General features: G+C 48.3%; 18 protein-coding genes. 9 read left to right on the top strand and 9 right to left on the bottom strand.

The features are described from left to right. Window positions 1–17 precede the first annotated feature (17 nt). Window positions 18–1,202, bottom strand: coding sequence for an MFS transporter (locus SPICA_RS01040; RefSeq protein ID WP_013967688.1), 1,185 nt, complete (start codon window positions 1,200–1,202; stop codon window positions 18–20). Between the two features lie 109 nt (window positions 1,203–1,311). Then, a complete protein-coding gene (locus SPICA_RS01045) occupies window positions 1,312–2,517 on the bottom strand; it encodes a tetratricopeptide repeat protein (RefSeq protein ID WP_169311847.1) in 1,206 nt (401 codons plus the stop codon). A gap of 186 nt (window positions 2,518–2,703) precedes the next feature. On the opposite strand from SPICA_RS01045, the gene SPICA_RS01050 reads away from it, so the two are divergent. Next, window positions 2,704–3,585, top strand: coding sequence for a PHP domain-containing protein (locus SPICA_RS01050; RefSeq protein ID WP_041396097.1), 882 nt, complete (start codon window positions 2,704–2,706; stop codon window positions 3,583–3,585). 90 nt (window positions 3,586–3,675) lie between these two features. Here SPICA_RS01050 and SPICA_RS01055 read toward each other — a convergent pair whose 3' ends face one another. The 5 genes from SPICA_RS01055 to SPICA_RS01075 form a co-directional block, all read right to left on the bottom strand. Then, window positions 3,676–4,551 (bottom strand): carbohydrate ABC transporter permease, encoded by an 876-nt coding sequence (locus SPICA_RS01055; RefSeq protein ID WP_013967691.1) that lies wholly within the window; start codon window positions 4,549–4,551, stop codon window positions 3,676–3,678. A 16-nt stretch (window positions 4,552–4,567) separates the two neighbouring features. After that, a complete protein-coding gene (locus tag SPICA_RS01060; protein WP_013967692.1) occupies window positions 4,568–5,488 on the bottom strand; it encodes a carbohydrate ABC transporter permease in 921 nt (306 codons plus the stop codon). Between the two features lie 59 nt (window positions 5,489–5,547). Then, window positions 5,548–6,852, bottom strand: a complete 1,305-nt coding sequence (locus SPICA_RS01065) for an ABC transporter substrate-binding protein (protein WP_013967693.1) — start codon at window positions 6,850–6,852, stop codon at window positions 5,548–5,550. 135 nt (window positions 6,853–6,987) lie between these two features. After that, the gene (locus SPICA_RS01070; protein WP_013967694.1) at window positions 6,988–7,668 is read right to left on the bottom strand and encodes a response regulator; all 681 of its coding nucleotides are present in this window, start codon (window positions 7,666–7,668) and stop codon (window positions 6,988–6,990) included. Then, window positions 7,658–8,884, bottom strand: coding sequence for a sensor histidine kinase (locus SPICA_RS01075; protein ID WP_013967695.1), 1,227 nt, complete (start codon window positions 8,882–8,884; stop codon window positions 7,658–7,660). Before SPICA_RS01075 ends, SPICA_RS01070 begins: the two co-directional genes overlap by 11 nt. A 122-nt stretch (window positions 8,885–9,006) precedes the next feature. Here SPICA_RS01075 and SPICA_RS01080 point away from each other — a divergent pair, with 122 nt between their 5' ends. From SPICA_RS01080 to SPICA_RS01110, 7 genes are all read left to right on the top strand, one after another. Then, the gene (locus tag SPICA_RS01080; protein WP_013967696.1) at window positions 9,007–9,240 is read left to right on the top strand and encodes a type II toxin-antitoxin system Phd/YefM family antitoxin; all 234 of its coding nucleotides are present in this window, start codon (window positions 9,007–9,009) and stop codon (window positions 9,238–9,240) included. Next, a complete protein-coding gene (locus tag SPICA_RS01085) occupies window positions 9,233–9,661 on the top strand; it encodes a type II toxin-antitoxin system VapC family toxin (RefSeq protein WP_013967697.1) in 429 nt (142 codons plus the stop codon). Before SPICA_RS01080 ends, SPICA_RS01085 begins: the two co-directional genes overlap by 8 nt. Window positions 9,662–9,758: 97 nt before the next feature. Further along, window positions 9,759–10,037, top strand: a complete 279-nt coding sequence (locus tag SPICA_RS01090) for a (2Fe-2S) ferredoxin domain-containing protein (RefSeq protein ID WP_013967698.1) — start codon at window positions 9,759–9,761, stop codon at window positions 10,035–10,037. A gap of 6 nt (window positions 10,038–10,043) precedes the next feature. Beyond that, the gene (locus tag SPICA_RS01095) at window positions 10,044–11,786 is read left to right on the top strand and encodes a [Fe-Fe] hydrogenase large subunit C-terminal domain-containing protein (RefSeq protein WP_013967699.1); all 1,743 of its coding nucleotides are present in this window, start codon (window positions 10,044–10,046) and stop codon (window positions 11,784–11,786) included. After that, entirely contained in the window at window positions 11,783–13,012 is a 1,230-nt protein-coding gene (locus tag SPICA_RS01100) for a SpoIIE family protein phosphatase (protein ID WP_013967700.1), read from the top strand. The genes SPICA_RS01095 and SPICA_RS01100 overlap by 4 nt, the downstream gene beginning before the upstream one ends. 11 nt (window positions 13,013–13,023) lie before the next feature. Then, window positions 13,024–13,287: an NAD(P)H-dependent oxidoreductase subunit E gene (locus tag SPICA_RS01105; RefSeq protein ID WP_013967701.1), complete on the top strand. Its 264-nt coding sequence runs from the start codon at window positions 13,024–13,026 to the stop codon at window positions 13,285–13,287. Then, window positions 13,284–14,789 carry a 4Fe-4S dicluster domain-containing protein gene (locus tag SPICA_RS01110; RefSeq protein WP_156789603.1) on the top strand — a complete coding sequence of 502 codons (1,506 nt, stop codon included), beginning with the start codon at window positions 13,284–13,286 and terminating at the stop codon, window positions 14,787–14,789. Before SPICA_RS01105 ends, SPICA_RS01110 begins: the two co-directional genes overlap by 4 nt. Before the next feature lie 121 nt (window positions 14,790–14,910). Here the strand turns inward: SPICA_RS01110 and SPICA_RS01115 are convergent, their stop codons facing one another. Next, window positions 14,911–15,402 (bottom strand): YchJ family protein, encoded by a 492-nt coding sequence (locus SPICA_RS01115; protein WP_013967703.1) that lies wholly within the window; start codon window positions 15,400–15,402, stop codon window positions 14,911–14,913. An 83-nt stretch (window positions 15,403–15,485) separates the two neighbouring features. Here SPICA_RS01115 and SPICA_RS01120 point away from each other — a divergent pair, with 83 nt between their 5' ends. Then, window positions 15,486–16,403, top strand: a complete 918-nt coding sequence (locus tag SPICA_RS01120) for a DMT family transporter (RefSeq protein WP_013967704.1) — start codon at window positions 15,486–15,488, stop codon at window positions 16,401–16,403. A gap of 38 nt (window positions 16,404–16,441) precedes the next feature. On the opposite strand, the gene SPICA_RS01125 is transcribed toward SPICA_RS01120, so the two are convergent. Next, window positions 16,442–19,345 carry a hypothetical protein gene (locus SPICA_RS01125; RefSeq protein WP_156789604.1) on the bottom strand — a complete coding sequence of 968 codons (2,904 nt, stop codon included), beginning with the start codon at window positions 19,343–19,345 and terminating at the stop codon, window positions 16,442–16,444. Window positions 19,346–19,394 lie beyond the last annotated feature (49 nt).

Here is a 19,394-nt window from a genome sequence, read left to right on the forward strand (position 1 = left end):
TGTTAAGGGGCAAAAAATTAGGCTTTATAAGTGGTCTTTTTAAACCACACTACAAGCCCGATGAGGATGCTGGTCCATAATACCAGCATCCAGGGGATGCTGAAGAGCCCAATTTGTTTGCCGATAAAGCCCATGAAACCGGGAAGTAATCCTACCCCGAGTCCTGCAAAGGCCATCTGCATGCCAATAGTATTTCCTGCATGTTCTCTGCCGACCCTGTTTGCAGTGGTAGAGATCAGTGATGGGAAAATTGGGGCGATACTAAAACCAAGGAATAAAATTGCGATAATTTTTATTGGGGCTACAGGAATTGCTGCAAGGATGAGGGTGGTAAGGGCTGTACTGATGAGGCTTCCTTGGAGCAGTGCTGCTGGTGAAAAACATTGAGTGGCAAAGCCTCCAAGGATACGCCCTATGGTAAAAGTAGCCCAGTAACCTGCAGTCCAAAGGCCTGCAAGGGATGTACTCACAGCCAAACCTTCCGTAAGCCAGGTATAAGCCCAGTGGCCCATGCCTAATTCAATACCGGAGTAAATAAAAAATAAAAGGGCGCTCAGCCAGGCTTTGCTTTGACGAAGGGTCTCTGAGAAGGATCGTAGTTCCAGGCCACCAGAGGTTTGAGCTTCAAAATGGGCTGCTTTAGGAGCTCCTTCCCAACGATGGACCTGGGATAGAAAGAAAAGCCCCAGTAAGAGCTGCATTCCACCTACAATCCAATAGCCGGGCCGCCAGGACCCAGTCTGACGTAAACCTGCGGTCATGATAAGGGGCCCGGTTGTGATACCGATGCCGAAACTGGCATGGAGCCACTGCATAATCCGCTGGCTCATGTGGGCTTCTACCCAATTATTAAGGCTTGCATCTATGCCGCCGGCTCCTGCTCCTGCAAAAAAGCCTAGAGCAACAAACACTGGCCAGGCAGGACTCATGGTATACCCAAAGAGGGCTAAGCCCGTTAGTAAGGTACTCCCTGCAAGCAGTTTCCCCACCCCAAGCTTCGACATAAGGTAGCCGTTGCTGAAGCTCGAAATAAGGTAGCCGGTTACAGAACTGATGAGGAGTATCCCCAGAGCATCGAGCGGGAGCTGAAAGGTACCCCGTATACTGGGCCAGGCAACCCCGAGGAGTCCATCGGGCATTCCCAGGGCGATAAAGGCGATAAAACATAAGATGACTAGACCGGATGATTGTTTTTGAGACATACAAAAAATATACTCTAAAACGAGTATAAATGCTACCTAGCGCTCTGTTTAACAGCATATATCCTGGCCCTTAAAGAGACTCGAGTAGCTAGAGTTTTTAGAGGCCCCGTTAATCAAAGATTGCGCCGGAAAGGATTGCATCGTATATGGCCTTAGATTCCTCATACACCTCTTCACAGGAATCGAGAATGATACCTATATGTACCGGGTGATCCATGCGGTCGTAGATTTCATTCGGTTTGTAAAAGGATTTTTCACTGCCCGAAACAAATATTTGGGGTATTTCGAGTTGTAAGCCGCTCTCTGGTGAAGCAGGCAAAGTAAGAAATGTCATATACCCATGAGCTCCGCCCATATGAGCATAGGTTTCTTTATCGATCCATTCGTATCGTGTTATAGGAATGGGTGTATTTTGAACAGAGATTTGCTTTGTCCCTTTGCTCAAATATGGTTTTATAAAGGTTTCTTGGTTTATATCATTAAAATTGATAAGTACAACAATGTTTATTCCTATTTCTTTCCCTGTTTTAGATTTTATTTGGGGGGGCGCGAGGATTGCCGCACTGGTGCGATTGTTCACACCAAAATGTTTTACATTCCACGTACCCTGTATGGGTAAACGCATACCAAATAAGCGGCTCATCAAATAGTAGGATTCTCCGCTTTTTATGATGTTCCAGACATCCGTATCTGAAAAGGTTCCGTTTATATCAGGTTTTTTAAGTTGTTCTATGGCTGTGGAAGCAATTTTATATGAGGATAGTGGTATGTTATATAAGTCCGCAGCTTTTTGAAAAGCTGTAATGGCATTTTTAGGCATCAATGCGAGGTAGCAGGCTTTTCCATAATCTTCCCAGAATGCTCCTGGCAATAATTGAGCAGAGGCTTTCTCGGTGATAATTTTTCTAAATTGAGAAATGGCTTCTAGTGAACGGCCCGCAGAAGAAAGGAAATCCCCATAAAGCCATGAAAATCTAATATCCATAGGGAAATCATGAGTTGCTTCTGAAATGACAGCCTCTAGTTGTTTTGCAACTCCAGGACTGTCTAAATTATACAAATATTTTAATATAATTACCTTTAAGACCCATAGCTCAGGATTTGACCGATGTTGTGAAATTCGTTCATCAATATGAGCAGCAATAATAAGGAGCTGTTTTTCGATGGTTTCTTTTGAAAGGGGATAATCCCACTGGAATTCATAATGATCTACGTATCCAGATAAAGCTTGTAATGTTGTAAAATCCTTTGTGAACTCAGTATCGGTTGGCAGTTCCTTGATCGAGATGAGAGAAAGATCCTCTGAAAACGCCATGATCCCAGTTATGAGAATACAAAGTAAAACGAATATACCTTTTTTCATGATACTTTTACCTTTGTCGTCAGGGTTTGCATGCTGATTACTCAACTCGTCCCAGTGTATCATGATACTATAAAGGCCACAATTTTATAAATAAAAAACGCGATGACAAATTTATAATATCCGTTTATGCTGAGGGTAATGAAAGCTAATTTGCACCTTCATTCCCGAATATCCGATGGCACCGAATGGCCCGCGGAACTTGCAGTACGGGCGTATCAATCTGGGTTGGAGTGGGTTGCCCTTACCGACCATGATACTTTGGGTGGGGTACAAGAATTTTCTAGGGCGGCAGAAAAGCTGGGGTTGAAAACTACTGCGGCGGTAGAGATAGATTGCAGGGCTCCCGAAATCGGTTATCGAAGCGAACTTTTAGCCTATTTTCCCCAAGGCCGATATGAACATACCAAGGCTTTACTTGCGGAGGTTACCAAAGGCCGGCTTGAGTATATCCGTTCATCAATCCGAAATGCACAGCGCCACTTTGTGAAATCCCAGGTTTCCTTTGAAGATTTACTACAGTATAAGCGAAAAGGACGGCCAGAGCTTCCTGCAGAAACCTTTTCTTTTAATAAAGTTGATATATTCCTTTATTTTAAAGCCCATGGCATTATTGCCCAGGAGGTAAGCTACCGGGCTTTTAAAAAGGCCTACCTCGATACGGGGCTCCTTTCAGGTACCTCCTATGAAAAACCGAGCTGTGCTGAGGTTATTCGTACAATACATGCCGATGGGGGCCTTGTGGTGCTTCCCCATATAGGCCATGAGTTTGAGGATTCCCTGGATACTATTAAAAAAAATAAAACTAAATGGAAAGAAGCCCTCGATTATTTTTGTGGTCTGGGGCTTAATGGTATTGAACTCTACTGGTATCGGAACGGAGATACGGAGGCTATCAACAAACTGGTGGCCGCTGAAGCGGAAAAACGGCATCTGCGTATTACCTACGGCTCAGACTGCCATGGCCCCGGCTCGGGAAAAGAAACGATGGAACTTTTTTGTGGAGAACTGAAAGAGCTGTAGTGTAGCCGCCCATGATGCTAGTAATTATGGCCGGACTAACAATAGGGCCCGACCGTAGAGCCCGCCCGGGGGACCCGGGCGGGGATAATTCTATTCCTTTCCAGAAGAATAGACTGAGGAGCCCCCGACAAAGTATTTAGAAAGGGTCAGGAACATGATGATGACCGGAATGCTGGCTATGAGGGCCGCGGCCATCATGGCACCTTCGTCGGAAAGTTTTTCTTCCGCAAAGCTTACAATATAGGTCGGAATCGTTTTGAACTTTTTATCCTGGGCAATCATGAGGGGCCACATCAGGTTGTCCCATTGCTGACGGAAGGTTAGGATGGCCAGGCTCGCCACAGCTGGCCCGGAGTTCACCAGGACGATACTGCGGAAAATCCGGGGCTCGGAACAACCGTCGATTCGGGCCGCATCGATGATGTCTAAAGGAAAGGTTTGCAGGTATTGCCGCATGAGGAATACCCCAAAGGCGTTCATCATAAAGGGGACAATGAGTCCCTGGTAGCTGTTCTGCATACCAAGATTCAGGGCTACCATATACATGGGAACCATGATGGTTTCAAAGGGAATCATCATGGTCATCATAATGCCCATGAAAACAATACTCTTTCCCTTAAATTTAAATTTAGCCAAACTGTAACCGGTAATCGATGACAAAATGACCGTGGTAAAGGCTACGGTTACTGAAACAAAGAGAGAGTTCAGTATGTTTCTGATATATAAAAAGTTTCTATCGTTTCCTGCCAGGGCCCGATAAAAATTCCTCCAGGCAATTTTAGAAGGAATCCACCGGTAGGGCATCTGGGTAATTTCCGAAGAAGGCATGAATGATGCGGTGAACATAAAAACCAGCGGTACCAGTACAATGACTGCAAAAAGCAGAAGAAAAAAACGAATTAAAATATCAATGCCATAAGAAACTTGCATTTTAGAAGATTTAAGGCTCATCGCTTTACTCGTCATGGTTGGCCGCTCCTTTTTAATAGGTCACATCGTCACTGCGGGAAACCTTAAGCTGAATAATGGTAAGTATCAGCATGGTTACAAAAAGCAGGATACTCATGACGCTGGCCCGCCCAACGTTGTAGTCCTTAAGGGCAGTGTTGTAAATATTCAGGGTGATCACATTTATTGGTGCCTTAGGCGCACCGCTTTGGGTAAATAGAAATTGGGTCGAGAAGGTCTTAAGACACTGGAGCATGGCCACAATCGACACCAGGGCTGTAGTGGGTTTTAAAAGAGGAAGCGTTATCTTAAAAAAGGCCTGGCTCCTGCTTGCCCCATCGATGGTCGCCGCTTCGTATATGACGGGGGGTATTTTTGTAATGCCCGTAATATAGAGTACGGTAAAATACCCAATATATTTCCAGAAATACACAATCATGGTGGAAAGTTGAACCATTTCACCGCTGGAAAGCCAGCGCATATCTACACCGCTTGTATGGCGGAGGGCATTCACAACCTGATTCGCAATACCGGTGGGAGTAAAAATCTGCATCCAGATAAGGGCCGCAACGGCAGAAGAAAGCACCGCCGGAGAATAATACAACAATTGCCAAAGCCTGAAATTTCTTCCTTGCAGGGTAATTAAAATAGCAATTAAAAGGCTAAACACAACCAGGGGAATAAAGGTCCCCAGGGTAAAGGTGAGGGTTGCCCGAACGGAATTCCAAAAATCCGGGGACTGTAAAACGAACATATAGTTACCCAGGCCGATAAATCGGGGCGGCAAAGGAGAAATCATGTTCTTTTTAAAAAAACTAAGGGTAAAAGCATTTATTATCGGATAAAACGAAAATATGGAAAAAAATATGATTGCGGGAATAACAAAATACCAACCCCATCGGGCTTGAACCTGCTCTACCCCGTGCCGTTTTTTACTTTTCTTTTCTGCTTTCATGGGTTGTACCTCCAGCAAAACCCTGGCGGGTCAAGACCCGCCAGGGGCATTGTGTGTAATTACCGGTTTTCGTCCACCAGAGCCTGGACATCCTTTTTCAGTTTGGTCACTGCAACTGCAGGATCGACCTTATTCATCATGACGTTTTCGATGGCTTCTTTAATAAGCTCATTAACCCGCCAGCTAAAGGATGAATGATAAACCACATGGGCCCGTTTCAGGTCATTGTAGAACACGTTGCTGTAGGGCATGCTCTTAAATACTGAGCCTTCAAATACCTTCTTGGTTGGCTGGGTCAGGGCTACCTTTTCCAAATAATCTTCCCCATGGCTTAACATATAGAATACAAATTTCCAGGCTTCGATCTGTTCATTTAATGGAATCTGCGAATTTACCATGTAATACTGGAAATAATAGGTATTGGCGATATCCTTTCCACCTTTAAATACCGGGTAGGGAATAACCATCCAGTCTTTGCTGTTGTAGAACTCAGGATTTGCGGTCTTCATCCGGGCTTCCTGGTACAGGCCGGAAAGGTGCATGGCAATTTCATTTTTGTCATTATCAAAAATCTTACGGGCCACCGGATATGTGGGACCACCGAGGTTTTTACCATTGGGCCCCCAGTCTTGCATGAACTTCAGCGCCTTGGTCCAGGCTTCGGTGTTCACAATCGCTTCTTTTCCGTCATCGCTGACTACTTTTCCGCCCAGCTGTTCTACCATGGGCACCCAGGAAATAAGATAGTCGCCATAACGAAAATCGAAGCCCCGGCGGGTAATAATGTCCCCATTTCGTTTAACAATTTTTTCAGAGACGGCCATGACATCTTCCCAGGTCTTGGGGTAATCCTTGTCGGGATCGAGCCCTGCATCCCGGAAAATCTTCTTGTTTAGGTAGATGCAGAAGTTGACCATTTCCAAAGGCAGTCCATAGATTTTCCCCTTTTTCCCAAACAGTTTGCCATCTTTATCGGTGACCGGATCGAGCATGCCCGGCAGATAGGTGTCGATAAGGGCCTGTTCATTCTTAAAGCCTAATTCCTGTACCGGAATGGGGGCTACCAGGCCTTCCATTAAGAGGGGGTAGGCTTTTTGCAGTTCCAGGTTCCAAATACTGGGTGCATTCTTTGCCGCATAGGCTGAGGAAATAAGGTCCTGAATTTTGGTAGAGGGAAATACCGAATATTTAATAGTAACATGGGGATTCTTAGCCATGTACTCTGCGGCAAATTGTTCTTCTATTTTCTGTCGGTTGGGATCCTCATGGGTCCAGAGGGTCAAAGTGACCGGTTTGGGGTTCGCCGCAAAAAGCGGAACAGATAAGTTGGCCAGCACCAAAGCGAGGCCGAGCAATTTCTTCATAGATTCCTCCATTTTGATGAAAGGGTACGTGGATTCCGGCTGAACACCGGCTTTCTGTATGCTATGGTAGGGCCAGTAGAGGTTATTGAAAAGGCTGGAAAGTACCGATTTTAGTACCGATTTTGGTACTGGTTTTCAGTCTCGCAGGGGTTTTAATTTTTCTATAAGCTGGGATCTATCCTTAACATCGAGTTTTTTATAGAGTGAAGAAACGTGATTTTTTACAGTTTGTTCTGCTAAAAACATAAGGTTTGATATTTCATGATTATCCAAGCCCTTAGCCAGCAGCATTGCCACCTCCCGCTCGCGATAACTCAACTCATGGTACCAGTCGGGCCGGCTTTTCATCAACCTGGGTGTGGATTGGGTTTTTTCGCTGGTTTTAGAAAGCATCTGGGCAATTACTTTGGAAGCGATGGTTTCAGACATGAGCACCGTTCCGGCCGCCGCCGCCCGGATTGCATCCACCAGTTTCTGGGGTTCAATATCTTTTAAGAGGTACCCGCAGGCACCCTTAGCCAGGGCTTCATGAACATACTCATCATCGTCAAAGGTGGTCAGCATGATAATCTTACTCTGGCCCTGAAGCCTCCGGATATGTTCCACCGCATGGACCCCATCAATTTTAGGCATCCGCACATCCAATATGACCAGGTCCGGTTCCAGTTCCCGGGCCATCCGGATTGCTTCTTCCCCGTCATGGGCAATTCCCACCACCGATATAGCTGGATCCATCGTTTCGATGACCCGTTTCAGGCTTTCGATAAAGAGCACCTGGTCGTCGGCGAGCAATATCCGGATAGCATTATGCTCCATGGCCTGCCTCCTTAAGGGGAATATGGGCGGTAAGTTTAAAGCCTCCGGTAATTGGGCCTGCGCAAAACTCACCTCCCAGGGCGGAAATATTTTCTCTCATACCTGCAAGTCCTATCCCTTCGTTAAATTCGGTGGTTCCCCGGCCATTATCCATCATATCGATGATTAAAAAGCCTTCATGTACCCAGAACGAAATCATAATTTTGCTTGCCTTACCGTGCCGTAGGGCATTCGTCATCCCCTCCTGCAACAGCCGTATAATCGTGTTCTGGGTGCTCTCGCTGACTTCCCCGATAGCATTCCCAAAATCCACCTGAACCTGCACCCCGGTAGCATGCTGGAATGAATAGGCCAGCTTCCTGATCGCATCCACCAGGGGGACCGCGGCGGTCTCGATGGAACGCAGTTGCCGCAGGGACTGACGGGTTTCTGCCAGGCCGCTCTGGCATTGCTGGTCCGCCTCATCTAATATGTTTTTCATAGGGGTGTTTCCTGCGATATAGAGCTTTGCCTCCCGCAGTAACATGATGACCGTCGTCAGAGTATAGCCGATTATATCATGGATTTCCTTGGTAATTCGTTTCCGTTCCATCTCCCGGGACTGTTCTTCCACATATTTAGCGTATTCCTGAAAGCCGATATTGGCAGTGGTGAGCTGGGCAATGGTATTTTCCAGGTTCCCGATCTCACTTCCCTGTTCCCGGATGGTTCGGATGGCATAGGCAAAGGCCGCAGAAATACTAAAGAGGGCGGCGATCACCACGATGCTCCCCAGCCGTTCTGAATAATCGGGTTTTACAAGCCATACGTCCCAGGCAAGCTCGGTACGAATAGATGCGAAGGCGGCGAAAATAACCACCGGTCCCATGGCAAGATTAAAGGGCGGCGGTACGCACAGCCCGCCGCTTATCGCAGTGGCGGCAAAGAGACAGAGCCGGATGCCGATACGATTCCCTTCGGGGGTAACCGCCACCACAATACTAATAAGGGACAGCACGAGGGGAATGATTGCTCCGGGCTTTTCCGCCAGGGCTACCGCCAGTAGGATACATACAAAGGCCACAACCACAAGAAAGTAGAACTGGGTATCCCAGAGGTCGGGAATATCCGCAGGACGCCCATCAATATAATATTGAAATAGTGCAATCCCAAACAATATCAGGTTGATGAACATACAGAGGGGTTTTAGCTTTTCCGTGATCAGGTGATTGCCCATGGTGGTATAGTAGGTGGTGCTATGAATCCCGTCAACCGGAACATTGAAGGATAGGCTGTGAACATGATTGTTATTGACAAAGAAATAATGTGACCATAATATATAGTCATAGGGAACAATATATGGACACAATCTATGGGGCGGCTGAATTTAAAGCCCATTGTCTACAGATTATTGAAAAGGTTGTACTAACAGGTCAGGATGTTCATGTTACTAAAAGGGGGCATCCCATGGTTCGTATTGTACCAGAATATGTGGAAGAACCAAAAACTGCATACGGGTTTTTGGCTGGATCGGTGACTGTTAAGGATGATTTGTTAAGTACCAATGAAGTCTGGGACGCTGACCATGAGTGATCTCTGGCTTTTAGACACCCATATATGGATTCGTCTTTTAAATGGGGATCCCCTTTTTAATACTCCTGGTTTTCTTTCTGCGTTACAGGAGCAGGAAAAATCAGGACGGATAAGAATTGCGGCAATAAGTCTCTGGGAAACGGCTATGCTTGTTGCGAAGGGAAGACTAAGTCTTTCTATGCCGGTTCTGGATTGGCTTACTAAGGCACAATCAATGCCTGGTTTATCAGTTCTCCCATTTACCACCGAAATTGCGGCTGATAGCTGTTTTTTACCAGGTTCTTTCCATGGCGATCCAGCGGATCGGCTTATTGTTGCGACCACGCGAAGTGTAAATGCCATATTACTCACCTTTGATCAGGCCATACTTTCATATGGAACTGAAGGTTGGGTAAAAGCGGTAAATCCTCTCACCATGTAAGTTATAAAGAGCCTGTTTGATTATAACCCCTGTCCATGAATATATCGTCTTGACTTTATCGATAAAAAATTATATAAATAAACCCGGGAGGTAAACCATGGAACAGAAGGCTGAAAAACACCGTATAACCATTTGTATGGGAAGTTCCTGTTTTTCCCGGGGAAACAGCGTGAATGCAGAGCTGGTTCAGCGGCTTATTCAGGAAGGAAAGATCCGGGCGGAACTTCAGGATGCGGAAGTAACGGGGACCCTGTGCGAAGGGTTGTGCAAGGATGGCCCCATCGTCATTATCGACGGCATTATTCACCGGCAGGTGACCCCCATGGTGTTACAGGACCTCTTAACCTCCTCAAACCGGGTCCGGGAAAGGGCCTAATGTGCTATGGATGTATTAAACCCTATTTATACAGAAAAAGCGGCCTGTCAGGACTGTTATAAATGTGTCCGCCAGTGTTCAGTAAAGGCTATTCGGGTGGAAAACGGCAGGGCCGCGGTGGTTAAGGATCTCTGCGTCCTCTGCGGTCACTGTGTCGAAGTGTGTCCCGTGGGGGCAAAGAAGGTCCGCAGTGACCTGGGCCGGGCCCGGAAATTGATCGCTTCGGGCAAAAGGGTTATTGCTTCCTTAGCTCCTTCCTTTGCTTCCGAATTCCCCGGCATAGACCTGGACCGCATGACCGCCGCCCTGACCCGGCTTGGCTTTTGGGCAGTCTCAGAAACCGCCTGGGGTGCGGACCTGGTAGCCAGAGCGGTGGCCCAACAATTACAGACCGCGCCCCAGGGGACGATCCTTGTGTCTTCTGCCTGCCCTACCGTGGTAGATTATATTACCAAATACAGGCCTGCCTTTGCGGATCGGATTACGAGCCTTGCCAGTCCCCTGATGGCCCAGGCTCGGGAACTGCATCGCCTCTATGGCGATGACTGTGCAATTGTCTTTATCGGCCCCTGTATTTCTAAAAAGCAGGAAGCGGATGAGCATAGTCAGGATATCGCGGTAGCCATAGATTTCGAAGATCTCCGTACCTGGTTTACCGAAGAAAAAATAATGCTACCCCTTATCCAGCCAAATTCCGAAGCCCGGCTTATCCCTGAACGGGCTGGTAAGGGCGCTCTGTACCCTGTGGATGGGGGCATGATTGCCGCTATAAAGAGCTGGAATGTTCCGGCCCAGGTAAAATTTATGTCCTTTTCAGGGATAGAAGAAATAGAGCGTGCTCTGGATGAATTGGAAGAAGCCTTAGACCAGGGGGAACTGCAAGAGCCCCTTTTCCTGGAACTCTTGGCCTGTCCCGGGGGCTGTGTTAATGGCCCCCGTACAAAAAAGCGGACCGGTACCATCCGCAAGCGGCTTTCAGTGTTGGAATACGGACAAAACCGCCTTGCCGGGGCGGTAGCCCAAAGCCTGACCGATACGGCAACGGTATTGTACCAACAGTGGACTACAAAACCGGTGACACCGGGGCCCTGTAGTGAGCAGGAATTGGCGGAAGCCCTGCGCCGGACCGGTAAATACAGCCGGGAGGATGAGCTTAATTGCGGGGGCTGCGGTTATGATACCTGCCGGGACTTTGCCCGGGCCATGCTGGCGGGCAAAGCAGAACCGGACATGTGTGTGTCCTACATGCGCAAGCTTGCCCAGAAAAAAGCCAATGGCCTTATCCGGGCTATACCGAGCGGCGTCGTCATCGTAGATGCCCGCCTCACTATTGTAGAATGCAACCAGAATTTTGCCCGTATCCTTGGGGAAGAGGCCCTCCAGTTATGGGAAGCCAAGCCCGGTCTCGAAGGGGCTTCCTTAGAAAAACTGTTTCCCTTCTACCGTTATTTTCAGGATGTGCTGGATGGAGCTGAAGCGATTGATCGGGATATCCGTTTTAATAACCGGATCCTTCATACCACCATTTTTGGTATAGAACGGGGGGCCTATGCAGGGGGTGTATTCCAGGATGTGACCGCCCCCTGGGTGCAGAAGGACCGGGTTGTTTCCCAGGCCCGAAAGGTCATTACCCGGAACCTGGCGGTGGTACAGAAAATTGCATTCCTGCTTGGAGAAAATGCGGCAGAAACCGAGGCCACCCTTAATTCCATCATAGAGTCCTTTGAAAAATCTGAGGGCAACTCATGAACGGGGATATTTTTATAGAGGTGGGCCACTACTGCTGTAAAAAGTATGGCCAGGGTGCGGAAGGTGATGTTTTTCTGTCCCGCAAAACCGATGACGGCCGGATCATTTCAGTCCTTTCCGACGGCCTCGGGTCGGGTATAAAAGCCGGTGTATTGGCAACCCTCACCGCTACCATGGCCGCTAAATTTGTGGCCGAGGATATGCCCCCAAGAAAGGCCGCCCGGATCATCATGAAGACCCTGCCGGTCTGCAAAGAACGGGGTATCAGTTATGCCACCTTTACCCTGGTGGATATGGACAGTCAGAGTCAGGTTAAGATCATTGAATATGATAATCCCGCCTACCTGCTGTTTCGCCAGGCCGCTGAACCGGTCCTTCTGGAACCCCTGAAACGGGACCTGGTGGTACGGCGGCCCGCCGGAAGCCGGAGAGACCATGGCGGTACAGCCACGGCTATGCTCAGCCGGGCGGTGATGCACTATAGTGAATTCGAGGCGAAACCGGGGGATCGGCTCATTTTCTTTTCCGATGGCGTGGCCCAATCCGGTATGGGAAGCCGGGCATACCCCCTTGGCTGGGGCATTCCCAGAATTCAGGCCCATGTGATGAAGCTTATTCAGGAAACACCGGACATTTCGGCCCGAAAACTGGCCCAGGCAATCGTAAAGGAAGCAGAATCCCACGATGCCTACCATGCCAAGGATGACATAACCTGTGCGGTGATTTACTTTAGAAAACCCCGGCGTCTGCTCTTAATGACCGGCCCTTCTATTGACCCTGAACGGGATGCGGAAATGGCTCAAATTTTCCGGGACTTTAAGGGCGCTAAGGTGCTTTGCGGCGGCACCACCGCAAGCATTATTTCCCGGGAATTAGGAAGGCCCATCAAGGTGAACCTGAAGAATATAGACCCCAGCATTCCGCCAGCCTCGACCATGGAAGGGGCTGACCTGGTAACCGAGGGCATCATTACCTTGGGTAAGGTGGCAGAACTGCTGGAAAATCCCGCCACAGCAGAGCGATACCGGGTAAACCCGGCGACCCAGCTAACGGAACTGCTTTTGAATTCCGATTGCATCGAATTTGTGGTGGGAACAAAAATTAATGAAGCCCACCAGGACCCGACCATGCCGGTAGAGCTGGAAATACGGAGAAATATCATCAAACGTATAGCAGGATTGCTCGAAGAAAAGTATCTTAAGGAAATCCAAATCCGTTTTATATAGAGGAGCCATATATGAGTGAAACCATTGTCAAAGTCGTTGTCTGTTCCGGTACGGCCTGTTACGTCATGGGCGGTTCTGAACTACTGCTTTTAGATGACCACATCCCCGCCAAATGGAAGGGCCGGGTGGAATTGGAAGGTTCACCCTGCCTTGGGTTTTGCAAGGACAAGGCCAGCGGCAAAGCCCCCTTTGCCATGATCGATGGGGAACTGATTCCCCAGGCAACAATCCCTGAAATACTGCGAAAGATTGGAGAAAAATTAGGAGACCGATGATGCACTATAACAACAATGCCGCCCTGGTAAAACGGGAGCTATTAATATCGCTCATCAAATTGATGCTCGAAGACCGCCTCGAAGAAGGTATCGATAAGATTCCCTATGAGATGACCCGGGACCCGGATTATCAGCCCATACGTTGCTGTGTGCACCACGACCGGGAAATTCTTAAGAGCCGCTTGCTCGCCCGTCTGGGCTTTTCAGTAGAACAGTATGTTGATGACGGTACCCCCCTGTCGGTCTATGCCAGGGAAGCCTTGGCGCGGGAACGCATTTCTGCCCCGATTCTTACGGTGCTCGACGAAGCCTGCAATGCCTGTGTTAAGACCCAGTTCATGGTGACCAATGCCTGTCAGGGTTGTCTTGCCCGGCCCTGTATGATGAACTGCCCCAAAAAGGCGGTGACCATAGTGGACGGTCATGCGGTCATCGATAAGGATAAGTGTGTAAACTGCGGCATTTGTCAGCAGGTTTGTCCCTACCATGCGATTATTAAAATCCCCGTTCCCTGCGAAGAAGCCTGTCCGGTGGGGGCCATTTCAAAGGATGCAAATGGCAAAGAACGGATTGATTATGAAAAATGTATCTTCTGCGGCAATTGTATGAGGGAGTGCCCCTTCGGCGCCATGATGGACAAATCCCAGATTATCGATGTCCTTGCGGCCAAAAAGCGGGGTAAAAAACTGGCAGCCCTCTTCGCACCGGCTGTGGCAGGGCAGTTCAAGGCATCCCTGGGCAAACTGGTTGCCGCTCTGGAAAAGGCAGGATTCGACGCAGTCTATGAGGTAGCCCTGGGGGCGGATATTACCGCAGAAAAGGAAGCCCATGAGTTTGCTGAACGGATGGAACGGGGTGAACCCTTTATGACTACAAGCTGTTGTCCCGCCTATGTGGAGGCAGTCCGGAAACACCTGCCTGCTCTTAAACCTCGGGTTTCCGATACCAGGACACCAATGCACTATACTGCAGAAATCGCCACCAAAGAAAAGCCGGACCACCTGCGGGTCTTTATCGGCCCCTGTCTTGCAAAGCGTAAGGAAGGGATCGATGACTCCCTGGTCGATTATGTGCTTTCGGTCGAAGAAATTGGAGCCCTCTTTGTAGCCATGGGCATTGATGTAGCTGAAATGGAAGAAAAGCCCCTTGCGCAGGAAGCCCTTGCCGGGGGCCGCAGTTTTGCCTGGTCCGGCGGAGTCAGCTCTGCAGTACAGGCCTACCTGCCCTCGCATATACCCTTTAAGCCGGAGGCTATCGACGGGCTAACCAAGGAAAGCTTTAAGGTGCTGAAAAGCTGGTCTGAAGGTAAAAATACGGGGAACCTCCTGGAGGTGATGGCCTGTATGGGTGGCTGTGTAGCCGGCCCCTCAACTATCACCAACCCCAAAGTGGCGACCATGCAGCTGCGGAAAATCGCCGAGTCAAGCAAGCCGGTAAATCCAGGGGCCGCGAACGCCGAAGTTAGGACCGCTGCGGCCGCAGCGCCAATAGGGGCGGTTTAAGCCACTGCCCCGGTAGACCTGATAAGGCCGGTCCCGCTCGCAAAGGCGGCTTAAACCACTGCCCCGTTCACGAAGGCGCCCGCAGGCCGTCTGTGCCGCTATACCAGGGAGCGGTTTGGGCTCAGGCGCTGCGGCCGCAGCAGTGTTTATATTTCTTGCCGCTGCCGCAGGGGCAGGGATCGTTGCGGCCCACCTTGGGGGCGGCCCGGACGATGGTGGTGGGTACAATTTCACCCTTTTCATAAAGCCAGGTACCGTCTATTTTTTTAAAGTAAGCCCGCTCATGGTGCACATCCTTAAGTCCATCCAGGGCGTAGGCCGCCTCGAACTCAACCACCCCTTCGGTGTCGGCCGGGCCTCCCTTTTCGGTGGAAACAATCTTTAAGCCGAGCCATTGGGATTTTTCGCTCCAACTGCGGGTTTGCTCCATATCAATATCATCCCGGCCTTCGGGAACACAGGTATCCACAATATAATTGATGGCATGTTCCACATAGGCGGTGTAGCGGCTTCTCATCAGGGCTTCCGCGGTCGGGGCGGATTTTTTTCCGGAAATATAGACTTCACAGCAATCGCTGTAGGATTTTCCTGAACCGCAGGGACAGGTTTTCATATACATTCCTCCTCATAGACCTTCACATGATGCTTATGGTACAAGTACAGTATACATAACTTAATTTCTTAGCAAGGTATACCATGCAGACAAGAACCATCGCATTGCTTGCCATACTCGGGGCTGTTGTTTTTTGGGGCCTTTCTTTTATTTCCATTAAAATTGCCGTGGTAGTTTTACCACCCATGACTTTAGGGGCCTTTCGGTTTTTTCTCGGAACCATCCTGCTCTTTTTTATCAAGGGCCGCCTTGCTCCGGATGAAAGGCTTCACCGGGAAGACATCCCTTATCTGGCAGGTGCTGGTTTAATCGGCGTAACCGCCTATTTTTTCTTTGAAAATAATGGGGTTGCCCGGGTCAGCGCTTCTGAAGCATCTATCATCATTGCAGCTATTCCTGTTCTTTCTATGTTGATGGAACGGTTCCTGCCCCCCAGAAAGCCCCTGCGTCTGCACCGCTGGGCTGGGGCGGCTTTGTCTATAGTCGGCGTATACCTGGTCGTTTTACCTTCTCTTCCCTCTGCGGGACCTCTCCGGACAGCTTCTGATCCAATGGGGTATCTCTTTATGCTTGGTGCAGCCCTCAGCTGGGTTGGCTATGCCCTTCTCACCCAGGGGCTTTCGGCTAAACGGTCCCGGATCTACATTGTGTTCTGGCAGTCTGTTTTTGGCTTCCTCGGCTTTATCCCCTTTGCAGTGTTTGAAAAGCCCCTCTGGACAGAGCTTTCCTGGAGCGTCCTGGTCCATGTGGCATATCTAGGTATCTTCTGTTCTGCCCTGGGGTACTGGTTTTATGTCTATGCCCTCCAGTATCTTGGTGTCGGCACCTCCTCGGTGTTCATCAACCTGATACCGGTGGTTACAGTGGTGGCGGGCTTTTTTGTCCTTGGTGAACGCCTTGTGTCTTTACAGTGGTGGGGCGCCCTTGCGGTCATTTCCGGGGTCTATTTGGCAACCTGGCATGACCGCACTGTGGTAACGGTGCAACAGGAGACAGATTAAAGACAGATTAAAACAGGAGCCCACGATGGGTGCCCTGCTTACCATTCCAGGGAAAGGGCAAAACCTAACTGAAAATCATTATTAGGTTCCTGGTCCTGTAGGTTCGACAGTTTAACCGCGGCCCAGAAATAGGGTGAGTACCGCAAGGGCGCCATAGTTATTGGTGTCGCTGATACTACAGTCCCGATCTTTAGTAGCATGGAATGATGCCCATAGATATTGTTCGATAATTCATATCCTGCCGTCTGCAGGTTGCTTTCAGCAACAGTCTCATAGAGCACCCATCGGTAGGCCGCAGTTGCGAAAAGGCGGTTCAGGTAAAGATGGGAAATATTGGACTGAGTTTCAAAGGAAAACAGTTTTACCTCAAGTTCTCCGCCTGTAACCCAGGGCAAGTTTCCAGGAGCTTGTGAAGCATATTCCGTAGCAGCCACATCAGCAAAGGGAATATTTTCAAAAGAAGGATTTTTACCATCCAACGATAGTCCTTGTTTATCCCATGCTGCATAAAGAGAACCCCGTAGACCAAACCAGGCAAATATCGTTTCTTTGCATTCCCTCAGAGTTGTATCGAGTCTACCTGAGTTTGGTTCATTGGTTGCGCGGACATAAAGATCCAAGCCAAGACCATTCCCAAATAATTGCCAAGGTTTGCGATAGAGGTTAGAAATGCCTAGGCTTATTCCATATGTCCAAAGAGGGTGTTCATAGGTCCATTGATAGGCGCTACTCTCATTTTCTGGGTTATAAGCTGCAAGGAGCATGGCAATTGATGGTATTAGATGCAGATTAAATATTCCGTCTCCCAGGGAAATGGTGAGAGGACTTTCAATACTAGCTCTGGTTGCCCGATACATAAGGTATCCTTTGTCTGAGTCTATCCCTTCAATTTTATCAGAAAAGGAACTTACAACTGGGAACCCCAGGTTCAGCGATGTCCAGGCAATATCAAAGTAACCGAGTTTTCCTACAAGATCACCACCAGCATTAATAAAAATTATATTAGTGTCTGTTGGGTCCATGAAAAAGGTGATAATGCCCATACCATCAATACGAATATGGTTATCCACATTGTTGATGAGTGGTACCGGGAGCCAAAATTTAAGGGGATTTAAGTACCGCACCGGATTATACGCTGCTTCTTTTTGCTTAGGTTGAGATGATGAAAGCGAGACTGGTTGATTGATTTCTTCAGTTCCAAAATCCAATGGAACAAGCCGGAACCTTGTATATGTACCTTCATCTGACATTGGGTAACGGGCAAGGGTATCCCAGGTGCTTCCATCTGAACAATACAGGATGCTTTCACCGGTTTGCACCGGTAATAGGACACCCCCAAAACGATCGACATTAGAGAAAAATAGAGCCTTTTCAGTATTCTCAGCATCAAGATTAAGGCTTCCTAGTTTATAAAAGCGGTAATCATGATTAAAAGCAAAGAAAAGGGTGCTTCCCTTATTGGAAAGATTTCGAATATAGCGCCAACGGTCAACATCATCTGAAAGATCTGTCTGGACACTGTAAAAGGCTTGTTCATCAATGTTAAAAATCGCAAGCTTCCGTATGCCCTTACTACTAACAATAAGGGCAATCCGGTTATCATCAATGGGAACAGGCTTTGAGAAGAGTATCTGCTCAGTACCGGAAGCCAGGCGATGCCGCTGCCCTGCACGGTCTATATACACAAGGTCGGTGGTATGAAGATGAGCGGCGATACCGACGACCCCATCGCGGAAGTAACTTGCATTGTACAGACCGGTCCATTCTCTCCCTGTTGCCTTTCCCGCCGTGGTATACTCCCCTACCACTGCCGTTGCACGTGCCCCTGAATACCGATAATAGGAAAGAAGTAAATGGTCCTGATTCGTATTGAGGGTAATCTCATACACAGAGTCAGGCACTGAACGAATCCGTTGTACTTTGGCCTTTTGACCTAGCTGAGGAATATCAAGTTTAAATAGAATTTGTTCTTTACTATCGATACCGTAAACCCCATTATCAGCTGCTGTAAGGCACCTTATTTGTAATCCCTGCACGAGGATATCCGATGGTTCAAGGGGTTGAACCGTATCACTTTGATAGGTTTTTAAAAAATTCTGCCATGCATCTTTCAGTGGAGTGTGATAGGTGTCCTTAAAAATCCGAGCAAAACCATAGTTATAATAGAACAGAGAGAGGGGAATCCGCGCCCCCATAGCCCTCCAGAGTTCTCCATAGGTATCCATTCCATAGGTTTTCTGAAGCCAGGCAGAAAAAAGGCCTCCATACTCATAGTAAGCTCTATCCAATGGTGGGAGATCGTAAACGCCACTAGCCTGAAAGGGTGAAAGGGGGCGTTTTTCCAGGACGGCCTGTCGAATCCGCTGTTGTATAAGGGGATCGTTCGCTCTGCCATACCCATCGAGACTCTCAAAACTAACCGTAACCCCCTCGATCATATACATAGGCGCTGTCAACAAAGTTGGAGTAGCCCAGGATCCAAAGATGTTATGAAGCCCTTTCAAAAAGCCTCCACGACTACTTAAGGAAATAGCATGGGTGAGTTCGTGAAGAAAGAGAGATCGGAGGGGATCCTGAAAGGTGGTCCACTCTATGTCCATAGGTGTATCAAAGAGGACTATGTGTGGATACGGTACAGCTGCCATATATCCATTAAACTCGTCCGTATCGGGAGTAATGGTCACAGGGATCCGATCTGGTACGGTAATTCCCAAAAGACTAGATACCTCTGAGTACACTTCATCGGCAAAGCTTGCAAGCCTCATGGCAGTAGGACGAGATTGTTCAGAGTAAATAATATCAAAATGGGTTGTCTTCAGAACAAAGAGCTTTGTAAAAGGTTTAAAGTTCTGACCATAAATTATCGGGGTAATGAGAAGCAATAGACTAAAAAAAAAGAGACTCTTGTCGATACTTTTGTTCTTAGTAGTCGGTAATTTCATAGAAAATAAAATAGTGCAACGCTTGTAGTAATTCAAGTTAACGATAACA

Source organism: Gracilinema caldarium DSM 7334, from assembly GCF_000219725.1.
Taxonomy (GTDB): Bacteria; Spirochaetota; Spirochaetia; order Treponematales; family Breznakiellaceae; genus Gracilinema; species Gracilinema caldarium.

Coding starts and splice junctions, on each gene's coding strand:
- SPICA_RS01055 (WP_013967691.1), bottom strand. CDS start 4,551: ATGACGAGTAAAGCGATGAGCCTTAAATCTTCTAAAATGCAAGTTTCT.
- SPICA_RS01045 (WP_169311847.1), bottom strand. CDS start 2,517: ATGGCGTTTTCAGAGGATCTTTCTCTCATCTCGATCAAGGAACTGCCA.
- SPICA_RS01075 (WP_013967695.1), bottom strand. CDS start 8,884: ATGGGCAATCACCTGATCACGGAAAAGCTAAAACCCCTCTGTATGTTC.
- SPICA_RS01080 (WP_013967696.1), top strand. CDS start 9,007: ATGGACACAATCTATGGGGCGGCTGAATTTAAAGCCCATTGTCTACAG.
- SPICA_RS01125 (WP_156789604.1), bottom strand. CDS start 19,345: ATGAAATTACCGACTACTAAGAACAAAAGTATCGACAAGAGTCTCTTT.
- SPICA_RS01090 (WP_013967698.1), top strand. CDS start 9,759: ATGGAACAGAAGGCTGAAAAACACCGTATAACCATTTGTATGGGAAGT.
- SPICA_RS01065 (WP_013967693.1), bottom strand. CDS start 6,852: ATGAAGAAATTGCTCGGCCTCGCTTTGGTGCTGGCCAACTTATCTGTT.
- SPICA_RS01110 (WP_156789603.1), top strand. CDS start 13,284: ATGATGCACTATAACAACAATGCCGCCCTGGTAAAACGGGAGCTATTA.
- SPICA_RS01070 (WP_013967694.1), bottom strand. CDS start 7,668: ATGGAGCATAATGCTATCCGGATATTGCTCGCCGACGACCAGGTGCTC.
- SPICA_RS01095 (WP_013967699.1), top strand. CDS start 10,044: ATGGATGTATTAAACCCTATTTATACAGAAAAAGCGGCCTGTCAGGAC.
- SPICA_RS01120 (WP_013967704.1), top strand. CDS start 15,486: ATGCAGACAAGAACCATCGCATTGCTTGCCATACTCGGGGCTGTTGTT.
- SPICA_RS01085 (WP_013967697.1), top strand. CDS start 9,233: ATGAGTGATCTCTGGCTTTTAGACACCCATATATGGATTCGTCTTTTA.
- SPICA_RS01105 (WP_013967701.1), top strand. CDS start 13,024: ATGAGTGAAACCATTGTCAAAGTCGTTGTCTGTTCCGGTACGGCCTGT.
- SPICA_RS01115 (WP_013967703.1), bottom strand. CDS start 15,402: ATGAAAACCTGTCCCTGCGGTTCAGGAAAATCCTACAGCGATTGCTGT.
- SPICA_RS01060 (WP_013967692.1), bottom strand. CDS start 5,488: ATGAAAGCAGAAAAGAAAAGTAAAAAACGGCACGGGGTAGAGCAGGTT.
- SPICA_RS01100 (WP_013967700.1), top strand. CDS start 11,783: ATGAACGGGGATATTTTTATAGAGGTGGGCCACTACTGCTGTAAAAAG.
- SPICA_RS01050 (WP_041396097.1), top strand. CDS start 2,704: ATGAAAGCTAATTTGCACCTTCATTCCCGAATATCCGATGGCACCGAA.
- SPICA_RS01040 (WP_013967688.1), bottom strand. CDS start 1,202: ATGTCTCAAAAACAATCATCCGGTCTAGTCATCTTATGTTTTATCGCC.